Source organism: Mesorhizobium sp. M0500 (assembly GCF_040321165.1).
In the GTDB taxonomy this organism is placed as follows: Bacteria; Pseudomonadota; Alphaproteobacteria; order Rhizobiales; family Rhizobiaceae; genus Mesorhizobium.
Genome location: NZ_JAMYRB010000008.1, coordinates 25,206 through 44,159 on the forward strand (window position 1 = coordinate 25,206; position 18,954 = coordinate 44,159).

At 62.5% G+C, this 18,954-nt stretch carries 16 protein-coding genes and 1 tRNA gene; 5 read left to right on the top strand and 12 right to left on the bottom strand.

The window, feature by feature from the left end; all coding sequences use genetic code 11:
• Positions 1-24 precede the first annotated feature (24 nt).
• The 3 genes from iolD to NKI70_RS16675 all read left to right on the top strand — a co-directional run bounded on the left by iolD (position 25) and on the right by NKI70_RS16675 (position 3,734).
• The gene (gene iolD / locus NKI70_RS16665) at positions 25-1,872 is read left to right on the top strand and encodes a 3D-(3,5/4)-trihydroxycyclohexane-1,2-dione acylhydrolase (decyclizing) (RefSeq protein WP_352568989.1); all 1,848 of its coding nucleotides are present in this window, start codon (positions 25-27) and stop codon (positions 1,870-1,872) included.
• Positions 1,873-1,997: 125 nt separating this feature from the next.
• Positions 1,998-2,897, top strand: a complete 900-nt coding sequence (iolE, locus tag NKI70_RS16670; protein WP_352568990.1) for a myo-inosose-2 dehydratase — start codon at positions 1,998-2,000, stop codon at positions 2,895-2,897.
• 3 nt (positions 2,898-2,900) lie between these two features.
• Positions 2,901-3,734, top strand: coding sequence for an SDR family oxidoreductase (locus tag NKI70_RS16675; protein WP_023676598.1), 834 nt, complete (start codon positions 2,901-2,903; stop codon positions 3,732-3,734).
• A gap of 61 nt (positions 3,735-3,795) precedes the next feature.
• Here NKI70_RS16675 and NKI70_RS16680 read toward each other — a convergent pair whose 3' ends face one another.
• The 3 genes from NKI70_RS16680 to NKI70_RS16690 all read right to left on the bottom strand — a co-directional run bounded on the left by NKI70_RS16680 (position 3,796) and on the right by NKI70_RS16690 (position 7,031).
• Complete coding sequence (locus NKI70_RS16680; RefSeq protein ID WP_245274693.1) at positions 3,796-4,671, bottom strand: MurR/RpiR family transcriptional regulator; 876 nt, start codon at positions 4,669-4,671, stop codon at positions 3,796-3,798.
• 465 nt (positions 4,672-5,136) lie between these two features.
• Positions 5,137-6,312: an S-adenosylmethionine:tRNA ribosyltransferase-isomerase gene (locus tag NKI70_RS16685; RefSeq protein ID WP_352724755.1), complete on the bottom strand. Its 1,176-nt coding sequence runs from the start codon at positions 6,310-6,312 to the stop codon at positions 5,137-5,139.
• On the bottom strand, positions 6,309-7,031 hold the full coding sequence (locus NKI70_RS16690) for an SDR family NAD(P)-dependent oxidoreductase (RefSeq protein WP_352625753.1): 723 nt from the start codon (positions 7,029-7,031) through the stop codon (positions 6,309-6,311). Before NKI70_RS16690 ends, NKI70_RS16685 begins: the two co-directional genes overlap by 4 nt.
• An 85-nt stretch (positions 7,032-7,116) precedes the next feature.
• On the opposite strand from NKI70_RS16690, the gene soxR reads away from it, so the two are divergent.
• Entirely contained in the window at positions 7,117-7,551 is a 435-nt protein-coding gene (gene soxR / locus NKI70_RS16695) for a redox-sensitive transcriptional activator SoxR (RefSeq protein WP_352458231.1), read from the top strand.
• 1,199 nt (positions 7,552-8,750) lie between these two features.
• On the opposite strand, the gene NKI70_RS16700 is transcribed toward soxR, so the two are convergent.
• Both NKI70_RS16700 and NKI70_RS16705 read right to left on the bottom strand, forming a co-directional pair.
• Entirely contained in the window at positions 8,751-10,133 is a 1,383-nt protein-coding gene (locus NKI70_RS16700; RefSeq protein ID WP_352458233.1) for a DUF6538 domain-containing protein, read from the bottom strand.
• A gap of 137 nt (positions 10,134-10,270) precedes the next feature.
• A tRNA-Leu gene (locus tag NKI70_RS16705) sits at positions 10,271-10,355 on the bottom strand.
• Between the two features lie 175 nt (positions 10,356-10,530).
• Here NKI70_RS16705 and lipB point away from each other — a divergent pair.
• The gene (lipB, locus tag NKI70_RS16710) at positions 10,531-11,274 is read left to right on the top strand and encodes a lipoyl(octanoyl) transferase LipB (protein ID WP_023676608.1); all 744 of its coding nucleotides are present in this window, start codon (positions 10,531-10,533) and stop codon (positions 11,272-11,274) included.
• 387 nt (positions 11,275-11,661) lie between these two features.
• On the opposite strand, the gene NKI70_RS16715 is transcribed toward lipB, so the two are convergent.
• The 7 genes from NKI70_RS16715 to NKI70_RS16745 all read right to left on the bottom strand — a co-directional run bounded on the left by NKI70_RS16715 (position 11,662) and on the right by NKI70_RS16745 (position 18,951).
• Positions 11,662-12,345 carry an ABC transporter ATP-binding protein gene (locus NKI70_RS16715; RefSeq protein ID WP_023676610.1) on the bottom strand — a complete coding sequence of 228 codons (684 nt, stop codon included), beginning with the start codon at positions 12,343-12,345 and terminating at the stop codon, positions 11,662-11,664.
• On the bottom strand, positions 12,342-13,628 hold the full coding sequence (locus NKI70_RS16720; protein ID WP_352458234.1) for a lipoprotein-releasing ABC transporter permease subunit: 1,287 nt from the start codon (positions 13,626-13,628) through the stop codon (positions 12,342-12,344). The genes NKI70_RS16715 and NKI70_RS16720 overlap by 4 nt, the downstream gene beginning before the upstream one ends.
• Positions 13,625-14,953, bottom strand: a complete 1,329-nt coding sequence (proS, locus tag NKI70_RS16725; RefSeq protein ID WP_352570374.1) for a proline--tRNA ligase — start codon at positions 14,951-14,953, stop codon at positions 13,625-13,627. The genes NKI70_RS16720 and proS overlap by 4 nt, the downstream gene beginning before the upstream one ends.
• A gap of 560 nt (positions 14,954-15,513) precedes the next feature.
• Positions 15,514-15,798, bottom strand: coding sequence for a DUF1467 family protein (locus NKI70_RS16730; RefSeq protein WP_023676613.1), 285 nt, complete (start codon positions 15,796-15,798; stop codon positions 15,514-15,516).
• Positions 15,795-16,199 carry a methylmalonyl-CoA epimerase gene (mce, locus tag NKI70_RS16735; RefSeq protein WP_023676614.1) on the bottom strand — a complete coding sequence of 135 codons (405 nt, stop codon included), beginning with the start codon at positions 16,197-16,199 and terminating at the stop codon, positions 15,795-15,797. The genes NKI70_RS16730 and mce overlap by 4 nt, the downstream gene beginning before the upstream one ends.
• Before the next feature lie 140 nt (positions 16,200-16,339).
• Positions 16,340-18,010 carry a ribonuclease J gene (locus NKI70_RS16740; protein WP_352589718.1) on the bottom strand — a complete coding sequence of 557 codons (1,671 nt, stop codon included), beginning with the start codon at positions 18,008-18,010 and terminating at the stop codon, positions 16,340-16,342.
• A gap of 119 nt (positions 18,011-18,129) precedes the next feature.
• Positions 18,130-18,951 carry a biotin--[acetyl-CoA-carboxylase] ligase gene (locus tag NKI70_RS16745; RefSeq protein ID WP_352589715.1) on the bottom strand — a complete coding sequence of 274 codons (822 nt, stop codon included), beginning with the start codon at positions 18,949-18,951 and terminating at the stop codon, positions 18,130-18,132.
• Positions 18,952-18,954: the final 3 nt, after the last annotated feature.

Genomic DNA, 18,954 nt, shown 5'->3' on the forward strand with positions numbered 1-18,954 from the left:
ACCGTCGTTAGGGAGGAGACAAAGATGACCAGAGCCACCGTCCGTCTGACCATGGCACAGGCGCTCGTGCGCTATCTGTGCAACCAGTTCACGGTCGTCGACGGCGAGAAAGTTCCGCTTTTTCCGGGAGTCTTCGCCATCTTCGGGCACGGCAACGTGACGTGCCTTTCTGAAGCACTCGAGGCGGTGAAGCACGTGCTGCCGACCTGGCGCGGCCAGAATGAGCAGTCGATGGCGCTTGCAGCGATCGGCTTTGCAAAGGCGAAGCGCCGGCGCCAGATCATGGTTGCGGCGACCTCGATCGGTCCGGGTGCGCTGAACATGGTGACGGCGGCGGGTGTCGCCCATTCGAACCGGCTGCCGGTGCTGATGCTCTCAGGCGACACCTTCGTCAGTCGCCGGCCCGATCCGGTCATGCAGCAGGTCGAGCACTTCGGCGACCCGACCATCAACGTCAATGACGCCTTTAAGGCGGTCACGCGCTACTGGGACCGCATCGTCCATCCCGAGCAGATCATCTCGTCGTTGCCGCAGGCGGTTGCGGTGCTGCTTGATCCGGCCGATTGCGGGCCTGCCTTCATCGCTTTGCCGCAGGATGTGCAGGAGATCGCCTGGGATTATCCCGAAGCCTTCTTCGAACAGACGGTGAATGAGGTGCCGCGCCCCCGGCCCGATCGCAGCCGGCTCGCCGAAGCGACGCGCCTCCTCAAAGGCGCAAAGCGGCCGCTGATCATCTCGGGTGGTGGCGTGCGTTATTCGGGTGCCGAGAAGGTTCTTGGCGATTTCGCCAAAAGGCATGGGATCCCGCTCGCGGAGACGATTGCCGGCAAAGGCACGGTTACGCACGACCACCCCGCGCATGTCGGACCGATCGGCATCGTCGGCTCAACCTCCGCCAACGCGCTGGCGGCGGAAGCCGACGTGATCATCGCCGTCGGCACACGGCTCATGGACTTCACCACCGGATCCTGGAGCGCCTTCTCGGCCGACGCAAAGTTCGTCTCGATCAATGCCGCACGCTGGGATGCCACCAAGCACCGGGCGCTCGCCGTCGTCGGCGACGCGCTGGAGACGGTGAGCGAACTCGAAGGTGCCCTCGGCGACTGGAAAGCGGAGAGGGCCTGGACAGACAAGGGTCGCATCGAGTTCGCCAAGTGGAACACGATGCTTGACGGCTTCCAGAAGCCGACCAACGAGCCGGTCCCGACCTATGCGCAGGTCGTAGGCGTGGTGAACGCCAAGGCGGGCGAGCGTGACCTGCTGATCACCGCGGCCGGCGGACTGCCCGGCGAGGTGATGAAGAACTGGCGGGTGAAGGAACCCAACACTTTCGACTGCGAGTTCGGCTTCTCCTGCATGGGTTATGAAATCTCTGCCGGCTGGGGCGCGGCCATGGCCGACCCTACCCGCACGCCGATCGTCATGATCGGCGACGGCACCTACATGATGATGAACTCCGACATCTATTCGTCGGTGCTCGCCGGCCACAAGATGATTCTCGTGGTATGCGACAATGGCGGCTATGCGGTGATCAATCGGCTGCAGAACGCCAAGGGCGGCGCCTCCTTCAATAACCTTATCAAGGACTGCCGGGTCAAGGAGCCGTTCTCGGTCGACTTCGCCAAGCACGCGGAAGCCATGGGCGCGCTGGCGCGGCGTGTCGAAAGCCTTGCCGATCTCGGCCAAGCGATCGAATGGGCGAAGACCACCGACCGAACCACCGTCATTACCATCGTCTCCGACGCCTTCAGCTGGACGCCCGGGGATGCATGGTGGGACGTCGGCGTGCCCGAGATCAGCGGGCGCCAGCAGGTCCGCGACGCGCATGCCGCGCAAACCGAAGGTCGCAAGAAGCAGCGCGTGGGTGTCTGAACCGTTCGGGCGCGCGGGGGCGTCCCCTGCCGGAACGATGCAAAACTCCCTGAGCATTGTTCCGGCAGTTTTTTGTCGCTGCGCAGGCAGCCAGCAGCATTCGAAAATCATGATTGGAGATGACGATGAGAGCCAAGCTTGGCATCGCGCCGATCGCCTGGTGGAACGACGACCTTCCCGAACTGAGCGACGACGTCTCGCTGGAGGAGTGCCTGCGGCAGGCCCGTCAGGCCGGCTTCACCGGCATGGAGACTGGCCGCCGCTTCCCGATGGACGCGGCGGTGCTTGAGCCCATCCTGAGGCAGCATGCCATGAGCGTCTGTGGCGGCTGGTTCTCCGGCCGCTTGCTGGTCGGCAATATCGATGAAGAGAAGGACCGCATCGCCGCGCAGATGGAGTTGTTCAAGGCGACCAACGCGCCCTGCATCGTCTATGGCGAGACGGGTCGCACCATTCAGGGCGACCGCGGAACGCCGCTGGCTATGCGCCCGCGTCTCGACGACGATCAGATCAAGGCCTACGGCCGTAAGCTCACCACTTTCGGCGAATGGTGCGCGGGTCAGGGCATGCCGATTTGCTACCACCACCACATGGCCGCGCCGATCGAAAGCGAACAGGACGTCGATCTGCTGATGAAGCATTCCGGCGAGGGTCTGCCCCTGCTCTACGATGCCGGCCATATGGCCTTTGCCGGCGGCGACGTGCTGCGGGTGGTGGACAAGCACCACGCCCGGATTTCGCATGTACACACCAAGGACATCCGCCAAGCGGTCGTGGACGGGCTCGACCGCAGCCGGGAAAGTTTTCTCGACGCAGTGGTAAAGGGGGCCTTCACCGTACCCGGTGACGGCTCGCTCGACTTCGAGGCGATCGTGAAGCGGCTGGCCTCCTACGGTTACGAAGGCTGGTTCGTCGTTGAAGCCGAGCAGGATCCCGTCAAAAGTCCGCCACTCGAAATGGCGAAGATCGGGCATAAGGAATTGCGGCGCGTCATGGCCGCGGCTGGCTACACTGTGGAGAGCTGAAGTATGAATCGCATGGATGGAAAGGTCTGCGTTGTCACGGGTTCAACGCAGGGGTTGGGAGCGGCCATTGCGCGCCGGCTGGCGGAAGCCGGCGCTGCCGGTCTTGTCACTCTCGGCCGCAACGAGGCGAAGGGCCGTGCCGCGGCCGAGGCGATCACGCACGACACCGGCGTGCCTGTCCACTTTGTCAAGGCCGATCTCGGCAAAGTCGAGGATTGCCGAAGCGTGATGGCGGAGGCCGAGCGCGTTTATGGCAAGATACATGTGCTGGTGAACGCCGGTGCCCGCACGGACCGTGGCACCATCCTCGATACCTCGCCCGAACTTTTCGACGCCCTGTTCGCCGTCAACGTGCGCGGACCCTACTTCCTGATGCAGGAGGCCATCCGCCGCATGATCCGCGACGGCATTGAAGGCGCCATCTGCAACATCGGCTCGATCTCGGAACATGCCGGCCAGCCTTTCATCAACGTTTACTGTGCCACTAAGGCGGCGCTGGCGACGCTGACCCGCAACACGGCGTTTTCCGTCATGAAGAACCGCATCCGCGTCAACCAGCTGGATGTCGGCTGGATGGCGTCTGATAACGAGCGAGAATTGCAGGCGAGTGAGACGGGCGATCCCAATTGGGAAGCGAAAGCCGTTGCGAACCTGCCCTTCGGCCGGCTGGTCGATCCGGCCGAGGCCGCCCGCACCGTCAACTTCCTCGTTTCGGACGATGCCGGGCTCATGACAGGTGCGGTGGTGGATTACGACCAGACAGTCCTCGGTGCCGCATCCGGCCCCATGGCCGTGCCTGAAAAGGCGATGGCGCTCTCGCCTTCCGACACTGATTGAGAATCGACGGCCGGCGGTCCGAAAATGCTACAATGAGGCCAGGTTTCGCGGTTCGCAGTCCCTACCGCTCGGTAACCGTTGGAATGCGGGGATCGACTGCGTTGTTCTGAAGCCTGGCCGCCAAGGCCACGGTCAAAGCCTGCGCAAGACACATAGGAGCTGCCAGCGAGCGCGAGAAAGTGTATTCGTGCTCCGGTACGGCGAACAGAACGCGCGCGCTCTTGGCCAATGGAGACAGCGTGCTGTCCGAGATCGCCACGATGGGTACACCTCTCCCCACGGCTTCTTCCACAACATTGACGACCTCGTTCGCATAGAAGCGGAACGACACCGCAAACAGCAGGTCCGTCTTCCGCATCGCGCGGGCCATATGCGTGGCCAGTCCGCCGCCCGGATCCAGGAGCACGCAGCGCTTACCTAGCATGGTCAGTATATAGCGAAGGAGTTCGACGACCGGTGCCGAGCGAAGTTGTCCCATCAGATAGATGACGTCGGCCTTCTCGAGCAGGCTAACGGCTTCTGCCAGATCCTCGGGTTGAAGATCGGTGAGCATCTCTTTCAGGGACGCGATGTCACGGACGACCAGGTCGTGCATCAATCCCATCTCGCTGCGATCTGTCCGCTCCCCCAGTTCCTTCTCCAACGCCTTGACGCGGGCTTCGAAGCCGGGAGCCGCGGTGGACAATCGTTTCTGGAAGAGGCTCTGCAGGTCCTTGAACCCTTCATACCCCAATGCTTGGGCAAATCGGACGAAGCTGGACGCGTGAACGCCGCTGCCTTCCCCGATCGAGTTCACCGATCGCACCGCGACGTCATTCGGATTTTGGGTGAGGTACAACGCAATCTTCTGGTACGACTTGCTCATCCCATCATACCGGTCGTGTATCACGCGGATGAGATCCTCATAATCCTTGGGAGCCTCGACCTTCTCGTCCACGATGCACATCCTTGCAATTTTTGTTGCATGATGGCGTCTTTGAAGGTTTTTGACCAGCAGAGAGTTGTCAACTCTGTTATCGGGTCTGTTATCGGGTCTGTTATCGGGCCACAAGTTGTGTGCGCACCGCGCGTCCGCGCACCAAGAGGGCTGCGACAGCTCCGTGCGAAGGAGAAGCGTCAGAGGAGCAGCGGTTTCGGACCCTTGAGCGGCTTTACGGCGATGTTCTCGAAGTTTGGCGACCGTGGACGGCGGCGAGACTGCAGGGGAAGTGCCTGGACTGTGGTCACCACATGGCTGAGGAAGCACCGGATGCGCTCGCGGCCGAAATCCTGCGATTCTTGGGACCCTGCTAGGCTCTGCCTGCCGTGGCACGTATCGAAGCATTGACGCCCGGCAAGCCATGTTGTCCGCTTCGCCCGCAATGCGGACCCAATGTGAGGGCTTCGGAACTTCGACTTTGGGTCAAATGCCGAATTTGGTCCGCTGTAACATAGCTCCGACTTCCTTGCGCGCCGAGCACGAAATACCACCGATCCTGCCGACATCATGGCCCACCTCGAGTAAAGCCTTCGTCTCGAGCCCCTCGCCCCGATTTTGTTCGCGCGATAGAAGCGGCGGTTGGCGATTGAGCAGCATGGAATCGCCGAATTCATGCGCGCGGTATCGATACGCGATGAAGGCTGCGGAGGCCTTGGCGAGCAGAGCATCGTCGGCAAAGGCGCGCAGGAGCTCGAAATGGCTTTCGCCTGGCTGGTGGACGCCCGTGAGAATCGCATCGACCACGCGAAGCCGCGTGCCCCGCGCGATGCGCCCTGTCGCAATGCCATTTCCGGCACGCACATTGCCGCCGGGATTGGCGGCTGCCTCAAGTGCGCGCACTACGCTCGTGCCGATCGCAATGATGCGGCTGCCGCGCAGCTTCGCCCGCGCGACCTGCGCCGCGGTGCGCCCAGGGATGCGGTATGGCTCGTCGAAGGGAAGGCGCGAGTCGAGCGCGGGATCGCCGGTAGAAGAGACGCCCGCAGCATGCGTGAGTGTTGCAAAGCCAACGTCGTGCCGACGCCAGGCTTGGAGCGTGCGCCAGTCGAGCGCGAAGCCTGCCGACGGCGCCTCGAACGCGACCGGCCCGGCGGCAATCTTCGTCCAAACATCCCACAGTGCCAACGGCTCGGGAACATGCGCGTATTGGATCGGCCGGCCGAGCTGCGCCAGTTCTGCAAACACCGCTGCGCGGTTGCCTGGGAAGTGCAACTCGAGAAGGCGTGGATGGTCGAGAAGGCGCTCGACGACGGTGTCAAGCGAGCCGAGCCGGAGGCGATCGCCTGGTGACAGCGGAGGTGGAGGCAGCCGGTCTTCCGTGCGCGTGCGGTGATCGCCCGAGCCGAAGGCAATCGCCACGAAACGGGTTGGATCGGGAAGTGACAGCCAGCCCGCCAGGCGGATCTCGATCGCCTCGCCGCTTGGGACATGCGTGCCGTGCAAGCTGGCAGGCAAGGTCGCGGCGTCATTGGCGACGACCAGATCGCCGGGGTTGAACAGCGTCGCGAGTCCAGCTCGCGGCAGGTCGCGCATCGTGCCGTCCGCCTCGACGACGAACAGCCTGGCGGAGCGCCGATCGGGACGATCGGCGGCAATCATCCATGTGCTCCGGCCAGAAGGGTAGAGCGGACCGGCAACGCGTCGAGCATCTTTTTGATGATCTCGGCAGCTGCCTGCTCGGGGCGCTTCAAGGTCGCCGGATCAGCATCAGGGATCGCGAGCGCGTGCAGTGGGGTGTCCATATCGCCGGGGTCAAGCGCGAGGAACCGGATGCCGTCTGCTTTCGCCTCCTCGTCCCAAATCGCCGTCAGATGGGCAAGAGCGGCCTTGCTCGCGCCGTATGCTCCCCAGCCGGGATAGGCGTTCACCGCGGCGTCGCTGGAAATGTTGATGACCAGCGCGCCGCGGCCCTCGCGTGCGGACGCGGCAAGCGCACCGAACAGGGCTTTCGTCAGCCGGAAGGCGCCGACGAGATTGACCGCGAGCGCCATTTCCAGCTCCTCGCACTCGGTATCGGCGAGGAGCGCCAGAGGGACAGGGCCGAGGCTCGACGCATTGTTGATCAGGACATCGAGCCCGCCGAGGCTGGCAGTAACCTGCAACGCGATCGGGTAGATGTCCGCCTTCTTGCCGACGTCGCCGACAATGCCGTGCGCGCCCGTCTCATCGGCGATGCGTTCGACATTCGCGGCGGTCCGGGCGACGAAGGCGACGCACGCACCCTGTGCGGCAAGCTGCCGCACAAGCGCCAGTCCGAGGCCGGACGTGCCGCCCGTGACTGCCACGCGAAGTCCCTGAAGTTCGATATTCGTCTGCATTGCCAGTGCTCCTTTAATCCGTATGCCTCTTGCTACAAGTTCAAGTTAACTTGAAGTCAAGCGGGAATTGTGCTTTCGTTCATGCATGGATTCCATGCTGACCATCACCGACGTGTCACGGCGCAGCGGCGTCGCCTCATCGGCCCTGCGCTTCTACGAGGAGCGCGGGCTGATCGGGTCCGAGCGGGCCGGCTCGGGACACCGACGCTATCCGCGATCCGTGCTGCGCCGGATCGCCTTCATCGTCTTCGCGCAGCGAATTGGGCTGACGCTCGAGGAGATCGGCGCCGAGCTGGCCAAGTTGCCAGCCGATCGCGTGCCGTCGCGTCGGGATTGGTCGCGGTTGTCAAGCCAGTGGACCAAGCGCATCGACCAGCGCATCGCCGAGTTGCAGCGCCTGAGGTCGGGGCTTACCGAGTGCATCGGTTGCGGCTGCCTGTCGATCGACCGGTGTAGCCTTGCGAACCCTGCCGATATGGCAGGACGCAAGGGGCCGGGGCCGAGGTATTGGCTGGGGTGAGTTGGCAGCCAAGTGCGAGACGCTGCGGACCGGTAACGTTCAGCGGCGGTATCGTTTGTCGCTGACTTTCTCGATCCACTCGACGGCGTTGCCATCAATTGCTTGCGCCGTCCTGCCAGACGGTTCGTTCCTTCTAAAGATGCGGCTGCATTTCAGCGGGCCAAGCGAAATAAGGAAATACGTCGAACTGCTCCGGGTGCGGCAGTCATCAACCTCTTCAGCCCCCCGAAACGCTGAGCATTGGAGCCGTTGCGCGTTGCCACAGGCTGATCGGATTGATCCGGCGGTTGGCGATACCTTTCTTGCGGCAACGAAGGACGAAAACGGTGTCTAGGCCATCGGTAATGGTAGCCTGTTCAAAATTTCGCCAATCGTTGGCTGATCGCCCGCACGGTACTGCATTCGGACAGCATGACCCAAGACTTTACATTAAGTATTCGAATTTGTTCGCTTTCGGCGCAGTTGGTCCCGCCCATCATTGAACCGACACGAATCTCATGACCGATTTCCTGCCAAGCGATCGCCGTGTGAAGCTTGTCAAACTCACCCCAAAGGTGCCGCAATATCGAGGAATGCTAATGATAAGGTAATCATAAGCGACCTCCCGAGATACTCGCGCTCCCACGCACTGATCCGGATCAGCTGATTGCCTCTCCTCAGGTAATTATAGCCCACCAAATCCGGCATTGCCTGCGTCCTCCGATCGGTTTGGTCGGATCGGATGAGGCATTCCGGCCCGCCGACAGCCTGCGGATCGATTCGGTCTCGTGTCCGGTTCAAGGGCATCGACCCGTCTGAGTCCGCTCAGCAATTCATGTGGCCGGATGTGGCTAGCTGCATCTGACAGTGCAGAGTTGCCGCAAGCGTGTTTTCCGATTTCTACGTCGAAGTATCGCCGCTGCACGATGCGGGAGGCAAACCGCTTTTCTCACCTGCGCCTGCTGCCATTATCTCGTCTGTGTCATCGCCGAACAGGAAACAGACGGGACAGACAATGACCTGTGTTCTGCCACAGGTAAGCACTGTTCCTGAGCCCGTGACCTTAGACAGAATTGACCGCGCTCTGGATACGCTCGCCCTAGCTATCCACAAGGCTGGCAACAAAGGACGAGCGTATCTCCCGATTTACGAGCGTCTTGAACGGGAGAAGAAGAAATTGATTGCAGAGATGGGCGCAATGCTGCGCGTCCAGGAACGGCTCAAACGATCTCGGGATCGAAAGGCAAAGCAATTTTTTTGAGTTCGTCTCGTCGCCATTGCAACGATCCGCCCGTACCATACTCTACACGCTCTATCGTATGGCCCATCAAGATTTTGCGAAGCTCGCTGTCGATACCTGCCTCCTTCATACGATCCTCGAAACTGTGCCGGAGGGAATAAATCTTGTGCTTCGGTGTCGGGAAAAGTTTGTGTGTTTTAAAGAATTTATTGAGGTTTGCAGAAAGCGCCTCTTCACGATTGCGGTAGCGCGGAAAGCCCTGCGGATTTTTCTTAAAAACTTCCAGCGCGACGCCTACCAGCGGTACATCTCGCACTGACCATTCGGTCTTGATCTCGCGCGGATCATCGGCGTCCTCTCGTGGGGTAATGCGAACATACGGAACCGGCGTGTCAAGGAAGATCACGGTCTCATCAAGATTGCATATCTCGCTTGGGCGTGTGCCTGTCTCGATCAGCGCCAGAACGCAGCGACGCGCTTGAGCATCCAGGGATGCTAAAGCGCCCGGCCTCATGATCTGATCGGTTATCCATTTGGGTTCGAATGACGGCCGTTTACGACGGCGCTTGCCACGCTCCGAAAAGCGGAGGTCATCGAATGGGGTGCCTTTTTGTTCCTCGCCCAAATGAGCGAAATAACGCCTGTAGAGATCCCGCATGTTGCCGAGGTCTCGATTGCCGGCAGACGCCGAATGTGTCGCGGCTCCGATGTCTGGCGGCGGCGCGATGCGCTTGAGCCAGAACCGGTAGAAGGTCAGTCCGTCTTCACGCGTGACGTCGCCGATCGGCTTGTCACCAACCAGGGCAACGAAATTGTTTACGGCTCTCTGCTTTACCTTCTTCCACATTCGGCGCTGCGACTGGCTCTTACCCGCGACTTCATGGGCCATGATCTCATCGGCGTAGAGATCAAAAGCTTTGGAGACTTTGACCGGCGGCACCTGCACCCCGCCGAGGAGAGCGTCGGCGACCGCGGGGGCCGCTTGAACGCGCTCCAGCGCCTCGACACGCTTTAAAATTGAATCGACATTCTGAAAGCCTGCCACCTGTCCATTTGAAAGGTAGGAAACGCCCATGGCTTCAGCCCGGCGAACGGCGTCGCGATACTGATCGAGTGCTGACCTTGTCTCGCCGCCGCAAAGAAGCACCGCCCACAGGGTCTTGTCCGCGTCTTCGAGCTTGTCGCGCATGGCACGTGCGAGGCGGCGTTCGTCCGTTCCCAGGGACTTGCGAATGAACCTGCCGCGATCGTCGATGCCGACCATCTTGGCGGGCATTCGCCGATGATAATAGAAAATTCCGTCGCGCTGGACGAGGTAGCGATCCGGGTCTCTGGCGGGCTCTGCGACGGCCTCTTTTCGCATGGGCCAAACTCGCGATGTATCTCAGTTTGTATCCCAAATTGTATCGCATTTCGGCAAGAACGCCAAGCGCCCTCATCAACGGGTGCTCTGCCGGACTGGAGTTTCAATGGCTTAGAGGGCCAAGTTCACGAATTTGATGGTGCGGTCGAGAAGACTCGAACTTCCACGGGTTGCCCCACAGCGACCTCAACGCTGCGCGTCTACCAATTCCGCCACGACCGCACGTGGTAGGAGCCGGAACCAACCGGCCCGCGGCGTGTAGCAAATCGTTTCCGGTGAAACAAGTGCGCGGCCAGCAATAATCGGCCGGACATCGGCATAACTCTTCAAGGGCCGAACGTGCCGGAACTGGACGTTTGTACCGATTGCCGCCATATGAGTGGCGAGACGAGATATCATGACAGAACGCAGCCAGATCGCCACGTCGTTCCTGCCCTTGCCCGGCTCGGCGCCGGTCGAATGGCGCATCGAGCCCGGGCTCACCGCCTATCCCGATGCGCTCGCCGTGATGGAGGCGCGCGCCGAGGCAATCCGCAGCGGCGCCGCCGGCGAGATGGTCTGGCTGGTCGAGCACCCGCCGCTCTACACCGCCGGCACCAGCGCCCGCATCGAGGACCTGATCGAGCCGGACCGTTTCCCGGTCTTTGCCGCCGGGCGTGGCGGCGAATACACCTATCATGGGCCGGGCCAGCGAGTCGCCTACGTCATGCTCGACCTGAAGCGGCGGCGCGAGGATGTCCGCGCCTTCGTCGCCGCACTCGAACAATGGATCATCGGCTCGCTGGCCGCCTTCAACGTACGCGGCGAACGCCGCGAGGACCGCGTCGGCGTCTGGGTGGTTCGGCCGGACCGCCCCGCTTTGCCCGACGGCTCGGCGGCCGAGGACAAGATCGCCGCCATCGGCATCAGGCTGAGGCGCTGGGTGAGCTTTCACGGCATCGCCATCAATGTCGAGCCGGACCTTAGCCATTTCAGCGGCATCGTGCCGTGCGGCGTCCAGCATCACGGCGTCACCAGCCTTGTCGACCTCGGCCTTCCCGTGACCATGGCCGACCTCGACCTGGCGCTGAAATCCGCTTTCGAGGACGTGTTCGGGCCCGCCGCGGTGTCGCCTGTCGAAGTGTCCCGCAAGGCCGGCTGAAACACTCGCCCAATGCCTGCGCCAATATGCGAAGGCGGCCCTCGCTCATCAGCATCGAGCCCGCCCTTGAGCTCAATCCTCACATCGCGCCGATCCAGATTGCCATGGAAATGAGGAACGTGCTCATGCACACCAGCGAGACGACATCCTGAACAAGATCGGTCATAACTCTCTCCTGTTGTTAGTATGTTCGTATTTTGTTCTAATTTTGTTCGAATGTCAACGATCGCAGTCCGGGCGTCACCCGAATTGCGCTCGGTCATTTCGACAGGGTTAAGAAAGGGTTGAGAAGGAGATGCCGAGCGTTTCGGGGCCGACAGGCGCGCGAAAGCGGCGGGACGGCGCACGGCAGCTCGCGGGCCGTCATCGCCTCAATTGCAGCGCACCCTAAAGCGGCACAACCTTGCCGTCGGACAGCGTCACGCGGCGGTCCATGCGCGAGGCGAGCTCGTGATTGTGGGTGGCGATGAGCGCCGCCAGGCCCGATTGCCGGACCAGTGCTGCCAGCGCCTCGAACACATAGGAAGCGGTCACCGGGTCGAGATTGCCGGTCGGCTCGTCGGCCAAAAGCACCAGCGGCGCATTGGCGACGGCACGCGCAATGGCGACCCGCTGCTGCTCGCCGCCGGAGAGCTCGGAGGGGCGATGCTGTGCCCGCTTGCCGATCTGCATATAGTCGAGCAATTGCGCCGCCCGCTCGGCCGCCTCCTTGCGCGGCAGCCCTTTTATCAGCTGCGGCATCATGATGTTTTCCAGCGCAGAAAACTCAGGCAACAAATGATGGAACTGGTAGACGAAGCCGACATCGTTGCGGCGGATCGCCGTGCGCTCGTCGTCGGAAAGCCGGCCGCAGGCGCGCCCCGCCAGGATCACGTCGCCGGCGTCCGGTCGCTCCAGCAGCCCGGCCGTGTGGAGCAGCGTCGACTTGCCGGTGCCCGACGGCGCCACAAGCGCCACCATCTCGCCACGCTTCAGCGAAAAATCGGCGCCGTTCAGGATGGTCAGCTTGCGCGGCCCCTGTACATAATGGCGTTCGACGCTCTTCAGCTCGATAATGGCCTCGGCCATCATTCGTACCTCAGCGCTTCGACCGGATCGAGCCTGGCAGCGCGCCACGCCGGAAACAGTGTCGCCAGGAACGACAGCGCCAAAGCCATGAGAACGACCGAGATCGTCTCGCTGGCATCCATGCGCGCCGGCAGCTGGCTCAGGAAATAAAGCTCGGGATTGAACAGCCGCTCGTTGGCCAGCCAGGAGAAGAACTGGCGGATGCGCTCGACGTTGAGGCAGATCACGATGCCGAGCAGCACGCCGGCGATGGTGCCGACAACGCCGATCGCAGCCCCGGTCATCAGGAAGATGCGCAGGATCGCGCCGCGCGTGGCGCCCATGGTGCGCAGGATGGCGATGTCGTGGCCCTTGTCCTTCACCAGCATGATCAGGCCCGAAATGATGTTGAGCGCCGCCACCAGCACGATCAGCGTCAGGATCATGAACATGACGTTGCGCTCGACCTGCAGCGCGTCGAAAAACGTCTTGTTACGCTCCCGCCAATCGACGAGGGTGATCGGCCGTTGCGCCGCCTCTTCGACCTTCGGCTTCAGCGCGTCGATATTGTCGGGATTGTCGGCGTAGATCTCGATCGTCTGCGCCCTGCCGTCCATGTTGAAATAAAGCTGCGCTTCCGAAAACGGCATGTAGACGATGGAGCTGTCATATTCCGACATGCCGACCTCGAAGATCGCGGTTATCGGATAGCCTTTCATGCGCGGCGTCGTGCCGAGCGGCGTGACGTCGCCCTCGGGCGAGATCAGCGTGATGGTATCGCCGAGCACAAGGCCGAGATTCTCGGCCATGCGGCTGCCGATGGCGACTCCCTCGCCGGTGTCGAAGCCGACGATCGAGCCCGCCTTGATGTTGTTGGCGACGATCGTGATCTTGCCGAGATCCTCGCCGCGTATACCGCGCACCAGCGCGCCGGTGCCGCCGCCGACATTGCCTTGCGCCAGCACCTGCCCGTCGATCAGCGGAATGGCATATTTGACGCCGGGCACGCCGTTGATGCGGCCGGCGACCTGGTCATAGTCCTCCAGCGGCATGTCGAGCGGCTGCACGATCAGGTGCCCGTTGACGCCAAGGATGCGCGTCAGCAGTTCGGCGCGAAAGCCGTTCATGACCGCCATGACGACGATCAGCGTGGCAACGCCCAGCATGATGCCGAGGAAGGAGATCGAGGCGATCACCGAGATCACCGTCTCCTTGCGGCGCGAGCGCAGATAGCGCCACGCCACCATGCGCTCGAAGCCGGAAAAGGGTCCTGCCGCCGAAGGTTTGGCTGCTGCCGCTTCACTCATACGGCGGCACCGAAACGCTTTTTCACGTCGCCGATCGGCAGCGTCTCGCGCTCGCCGGTCCTGCGGTTCTTGATTTCGACCTCGCCGGCGGCGACACCACGCGGCCCGACGATCACCTGCCACGGGAGCCCGATCAGGTCGGCGGTGGCGAACTTGCCGCCCGGCCGCTGGTCGGTGTCGTCGTAGAGCACCTCCTTGCCGGCGGCGGCAAAGGCGGCATTCAGCTCGCGGCAGACGCGGTCGCATTCGGCATCGCCAGCCTTCATGTTGATCAGGCCGACATCGAACGGTGCCACCGCCTCCGGCCAGATGATGCCGTTATCGTCATGGCTGGCCTCGATGATCGCCGCGACCAGCCTGGACGGGCCGATGCCGTAGGAACCGCCAGAAACGAAATGATCCTTGCCGTCCGGCCCGGTCACCTTGGCGCCCATCGGCTTGGAATATTTGTCGCCGAAATGGAAGATATGCCCAACCTCGATGCCGCGCGCCGAGACCCTGTCGCCTTCGGAGAGCTTTTCCCATGCCGCCTCGTCATGCATTTCGTCGGTGGCGGCATAGGGCGTCGTCCACGTCTTGACGATGCCGCCGATCTCGGCGTCGTTCGAAAAATCGGTATCCGCCCCCGGCACCTCAAGCGAGAGATAGTCGCGATGGCAAAACACCTGGCTCTCGCCGGTGTCGGCCAGGATGATGAACTCATGGCTGAGGTCGCCGCCGATCGGCCCGGTGTCGGCGCGCATCGGAATGGCCTGCAGCCCCAGGCGCGTAAACGTCCTGAGATAGGACACGAACATGCGGTTATAAGCGGCCTTGGCGCCTTCATAATCGAGGTCGAAGGAATAGGCGTCCTTCATCAGGAACTCGCGCGAACGCATGACGCCGAAGCGCGGGCGCACCTCGTCGCGAAACTTCCACTGGATATGATAGAGGTTGAGCGGCAGGTCCTTGTAGGACTTGACATAGGAGCGGAATATCTCGGTGACCATCTCCTCGTTGGTCGGCCCGTAGAGCATATCGCGGTCTTGCCGGTCCTTGATGCGCAGCATCTCCTTGCCGTAGTCTTCATAGCGGCCGCTTTCGCGCCACAGCTCGGCCGATTGGATGGTCGGCATCAGGATTTCGAGTGCGCCGGCGCGATTCTGCTCCTCGCGAATGATCCGGCAGACCTTGTCCAGCACCCGCTTGCCGAGCGGCAGCCAGGAAAAGCTGCCCTGCCCCTGCTGGCGGATCATGCCGGCGCGCAGCATCAGCCGATGCGAGACGATCTCGGCCTCGCGCGGATTTTCTTTGAGAATGGGCAGGAAATAGCGCGACAAACGCATGGACTGGTCCGTGAGAGAGGATGGCGGCGCCGGAATCGGCGCAGCGCAGGCTTGCTTGCCCCGGCTTCATAGCCATTTCATGGCGGAATGGAAACCCGGCCCAAGCGCTGCACAGGCGCCGCAATTGCCGCACGCGGCTTGCTGGGCGTTTCGCAAGCAACGCCTGCCGTACTATTGTGCACTGCAGCACGAGATTGCCTGTTTCCGGGCAAAATTCTTCGTGACATTTTCACCCGCCTTAGGCTAGTGTGCCCCCATAACCGAGAGGGTAGAGAAAAATCTGCCCTCCTACGCGGTCAAAGTCTTGGGAGGATGCGATCTAGGCGCGGTAACTCGCTGCCGCCGGACACCGGAAACAGATCGGACGCGTTTAAATTGCAAGGCCTCGCGCCTTGCATTTTTTTTGTGCAATCATCTGGTTAGCACGACAGATTACCAAACTACATGACGTTGCGTCAGCCCAAACCCGCCCCGGCCTTTACTTTGGATTGACCTTGCTGGCTCAGCTTGATTTCAGAGCCTCGGCTAGGCTGGGATAGTCGGACACGGTAGGTAGCCGGCTAATGCGCTGGGCTCTGGTTGAAATCCGGCACGATGTGCGGGATGTCGTCGATACCGAGGCCAAGCCCTCTCGTGATGCCGTAGAAGATACCCATGAGGACCAGCGTGACGATCGTCGTGCGCAGCGCCGCGCGCAGCATGTGCGGTCCGCGCGGTGCGCTCGGAACCGTGCCAAGCGTCACGTCCCGATCCTCGTCCTGCGTCCGCATGCTGAACGGCAGGACGGCGAACAACACCACCCACCATGTGGCGAAGAACAGGGCGACAAACGAAACCCAACTCATGCTTGCTCCAGTTCGACCAGCGTGCCGAAGAAATCCTTGGGGTGCAGAAACAATACCGGCTTGCCATGTGCGCCGATCTTCGGATTGCCGTCGCCCAGCACGCGCGCGCCGCTGGCCTTGAGACGGTCGTGCGCCGCAACAATGTCGTCCACCTCATAGCAGACATGGTGCATGCCGCCGGACGGATTCTTCGCGAGGAATGCGGCGATCGGCGAGGCTTCGCCGAGAGGCTCGAGCAACTCGATCCTGGTGTTGCCGACGTCGACGAACACCACCGTAACGCCATGCTCCGGCAGCGCCTGCGGCGCGGTCACGCGAGCGCCAAGCGTATCGCGATAGACCGCCGCAGCCGCGGCCAGATCCGGCACCGCAAGCGCGACATGGTTGAGGCGTCCGAGCATAGCGTACTCCCGGGTTAGGGGAGTAGGGGAGTAAGGCAGTAGGGGAGTAGGGAAAAAAGGATCTAGAAGTGCATCTGTTTGCGCTCCTACCTCCTACTTCCCTACTCCCTTACTGCCCTACTCCCCTACTCCCTTGTTCGTCACCTCGTGACGAACACCGTCACCAGCGGCTTCTTGCCCCAGGCTTCGTTGGCCGCGCCGCGCACCGCGCGCCGCACTGCCTCCTGGACCAGGTCGAGGTCTTTTCGGCGCTGGCGGGGGATGGAGTCCACGGCGCCGATTGCCGCATCGATCATCAGGTCTTCCAGGCTCTCGCCGCTGCCGTCGGCCTCGGCGACGCCGATGGCGACGAGATCGGGATCGCCGGCAAGCTCGTATTTGTCGTCGAGCACGACATTGACGGCGACATGGCCGGCAAAGGACAGCTTGCGGCGGTCGCGAATGCCCATCGCCTGGTCGGTGCCGATCAGCCTTCCGTCCTTGTAGATGCGGCCGAACGGCACCTGGTCGATGATGGCGGCGGCACCCGGATACAGCCTGAGCATGTCGCCGTCGCGCACCTGCGCGACCTGGCCGATGCCGGACGTCGACATCAGCGAGCCCTGCGCCACCAGATGCGCCGCTTCGCCATGCACGGGAACGCCGATCTGCGGCCGCACCCATTCATACATCTTGCGCAATTCGCTGCGGCGTGGATGGCCGGAGACATGCACCAGCGCATCGCCGTCCTCGATGATCTTGATGCCGAGATCGATCAGGCGGTTCTTGATTTCGAGGATCGCCTTCTCGTTGCCGGGAATGGTGCGCGAGGAAAACACCACCGTGTCGCCGGCCGTCAGCGCCACCGACTTCATCTCGTCGCGCGACAGCTTGGCAAGTGCGGCAAGCGGCTCGCCCTGGCTGCCGGTGCAGATGATGACGAGGTTTTCGCGCGGGATGAAGCCGTAATCCTCCTCGGCGATGAATTCCGGCAACCCGTCCATATAGCCGAGTTCATCAGCCACATCGATGACGCGCTTCATCGAGCGGCCAATCACCAGGCACTGGCGGCCGGCATCCCGCGCCGCCTTGGCGATGGAGACGATACGCCCGACATTGGAGGAGAAGCTGGTGACGGCGACCCGGCCCTTGGCGTTCTGGATGACGCTCTTGAGGCCCTCGCCCACCGCCACTTCGGACGGCGATTCCCCTTCCCGCATCGCATTGGTGGAATCGCAGACCAGCGCCAGCACACCCTTGTCGCCATAGGCTCGGAAGCGCGCCTCGTCGGTCATCGGCCCGACCGTCGGCGCCGGATCGATCTTCCAGTCGCCGGTATGGATGACGACGCCGGCCGGCGTCGTGATCGCCAGCGACATCGGTTCGGGAATGGAGTGCGCAACAGGGATGGCCTCGATCTCGAACGGGCCGACGGTGAATTTCTCGCCGGCCCGGTAGATCGTCACCGGGATCTTCGGCGCCCCTTGCTCGCCCTGCCGCTTGGCTTCCAGCAGGCCGGCGCTGAACGGCGTCATCCACACCGGCGCCTTGAGCTTCGGCCAGATGTCGTGGAGCGCGCCGTAATGGTCCTCATGCGCATGGGTGATGACGATGCCGCGCAGATTGGCGACATTCTCCTCGATGAAACGCGTGTCGGGCAGAACCAGGTCGACGCCGGGCAGGGTTGCATCGGGAAAAGTGACGCCGACGTCGACCACGATCCATTCGCGCGCATTGGCCGGCCCATAGCCGTAGAGGGCGAAGTTCATGCCGATCTCGCCGACACCGCCGAGCGGCACGAAGACAAGTTCGGCGTTTTCCGCTATCGCCATGGTCTTTCCTTCCTTGCCGGTCAAAATTGTGGGCCGGTCAAAATTGTCGGCCGGTCAAAATTGTCGGCCGGTCAAATTCAAGCTGGTCAAATACCTGGCCAGTCAAACGTATTGGCCAGTCAAACGCCGGCCGAGGCAACCGCGCCGAAATGCACGTCGCCGGCGGCGATCGTCAGAACCGAACCTTGATCGTCGCGGATCACGAAACGGCAGTCCTCGTCAATGGTCTCGAAGGTGCCGCGCACCACATTACCGTCAATTCTGACAGCAACCTGCCCGCCAAGCCCCGCCGCACGCGCCAGCCACCGCCGCCTGACGGCGGCAAGCCCGCGCCCTTCGTTCCACAGCCGCGCATTCTCGCTCCATGTATCCGACAGCGCCAGGAACAGCGTCTCGGCATCGCAAGCAGACCCCAGCGCGCTGAGCGACGTCGCTGGATAAGGCAAATCCTCAGGGTATGCCACCACGTTGACGCCGACACCGACAGCCACCGCGGAACGGCCACCATCCAGCATCGCCGATTCCAGCAGGATGCCGGCGAGCTTGGCGCCCGAGGCAAGCACATCGTTGGGCCATTTCAGTTCGAAACGGTTCTTGCCTTGGCTCGCACCATCGAGGCCGATCGCGATCCTGCCCTTCGGCACGACAGCGTCGAGCGCGTCGGCCAGCGCCAGTCCGGCAACGAAGCCGAGCGTCGCGGCAAGCCGAAGCTCGGTGTTGGTGATCACCAGCAACGTCGCTGCCAGATTGCCCTCGGGCGTCGCCCAGGCGCGGCCACGGCGGCCACGCCCGGCTTCCTGCTTTTTGGAGACGACCCAGAGTTTGCCCGGATCGCCGGCCCGTGCATGCTCCAGCGCCAGCGCGTTGGTGGAGCCGACCGTGTCGTGCGCCTCGAGCCGGAACCCGTCCGAAGCCGCGGTTGGAGCCAGCCTGAAAGTCATTCC

Coding starts and splice junctions, on each gene's coding strand:
- lipB (WP_023676608.1), top strand. CDS start 10,531: ATGACAGAACGCAGCCAGATCGCCACGTCGTTCCTGCCCTTGCCCGGC.
- proS (WP_352570374.1), bottom strand. CDS start 14,953: ATGCGTTTGTCGCGCTATTTCCTGCCCATTCTCAAAGAAAATCCGCGC.
- NKI70_RS16690 (WP_352625753.1), bottom strand. CDS start 7,031: ATGCAGACGAATATCGAACTTCAGGGACTTCGCGTGGCAGTCACGGGC.
- mce (WP_023676614.1), bottom strand. CDS start 16,199: ATGCTCGGACGCCTCAACCATGTCGCGCTTGCGGTGCCGGATCTGGCC.
- NKI70_RS16685 (WP_352724755.1), bottom strand. CDS start 6,312: ATGATTGCCGCCGATCGTCCCGATCGGCGCTCCGCCAGGCTGTTCGTC.
- iolE (WP_352568990.1), top strand. CDS start 1,998: ATGAGAGCCAAGCTTGGCATCGCGCCGATCGCCTGGTGGAACGACGAC.
- NKI70_RS16740 (WP_352589718.1), bottom strand. CDS start 18,010: ATGGCGATAGCGGAAAACGCCGAACTTGTCTTCGTGCCGCTCGGCGGT.
- NKI70_RS16715 (WP_023676610.1), bottom strand. CDS start 12,345: ATGATGGCCGAGGCCATTATCGAGCTGAAGAGCGTCGAACGCCATTAT.
- NKI70_RS16700 (WP_352458233.1), bottom strand. CDS start 10,133: ATGCGAAAAGAGGCCGTCGCAGAGCCCGCCAGAGACCCGGATCGCTAC.
- iolD (WP_352568989.1), top strand. CDS start 25: ATGACCAGAGCCACCGTCCGTCTGACCATGGCACAGGCGCTCGTGCGC.
- NKI70_RS16745 (WP_352589715.1), bottom strand. CDS start 18,951: ATGACTTTCAGGCTGGCTCCAACCGCGGCTTCGGACGGGTTCCGGCTC.
- NKI70_RS16675 (WP_023676598.1), top strand. CDS start 2,901: ATGAATCGCATGGATGGAAAGGTCTGCGTTGTCACGGGTTCAACGCAG.
- soxR (WP_352458231.1), top strand. CDS start 7,117: ATGGATTCCATGCTGACCATCACCGACGTGTCACGGCGCAGCGGCGTC.
- NKI70_RS16730 (WP_023676613.1), bottom strand. CDS start 15,798: ATGAGTTGGGTTTCGTTTGTCGCCCTGTTCTTCGCCACATGGTGGGTG.
- NKI70_RS16720 (WP_352458234.1), bottom strand. CDS start 13,628: ATGAGTGAAGCGGCAGCAGCCAAACCTTCGGCGGCAGGACCCTTTTCC.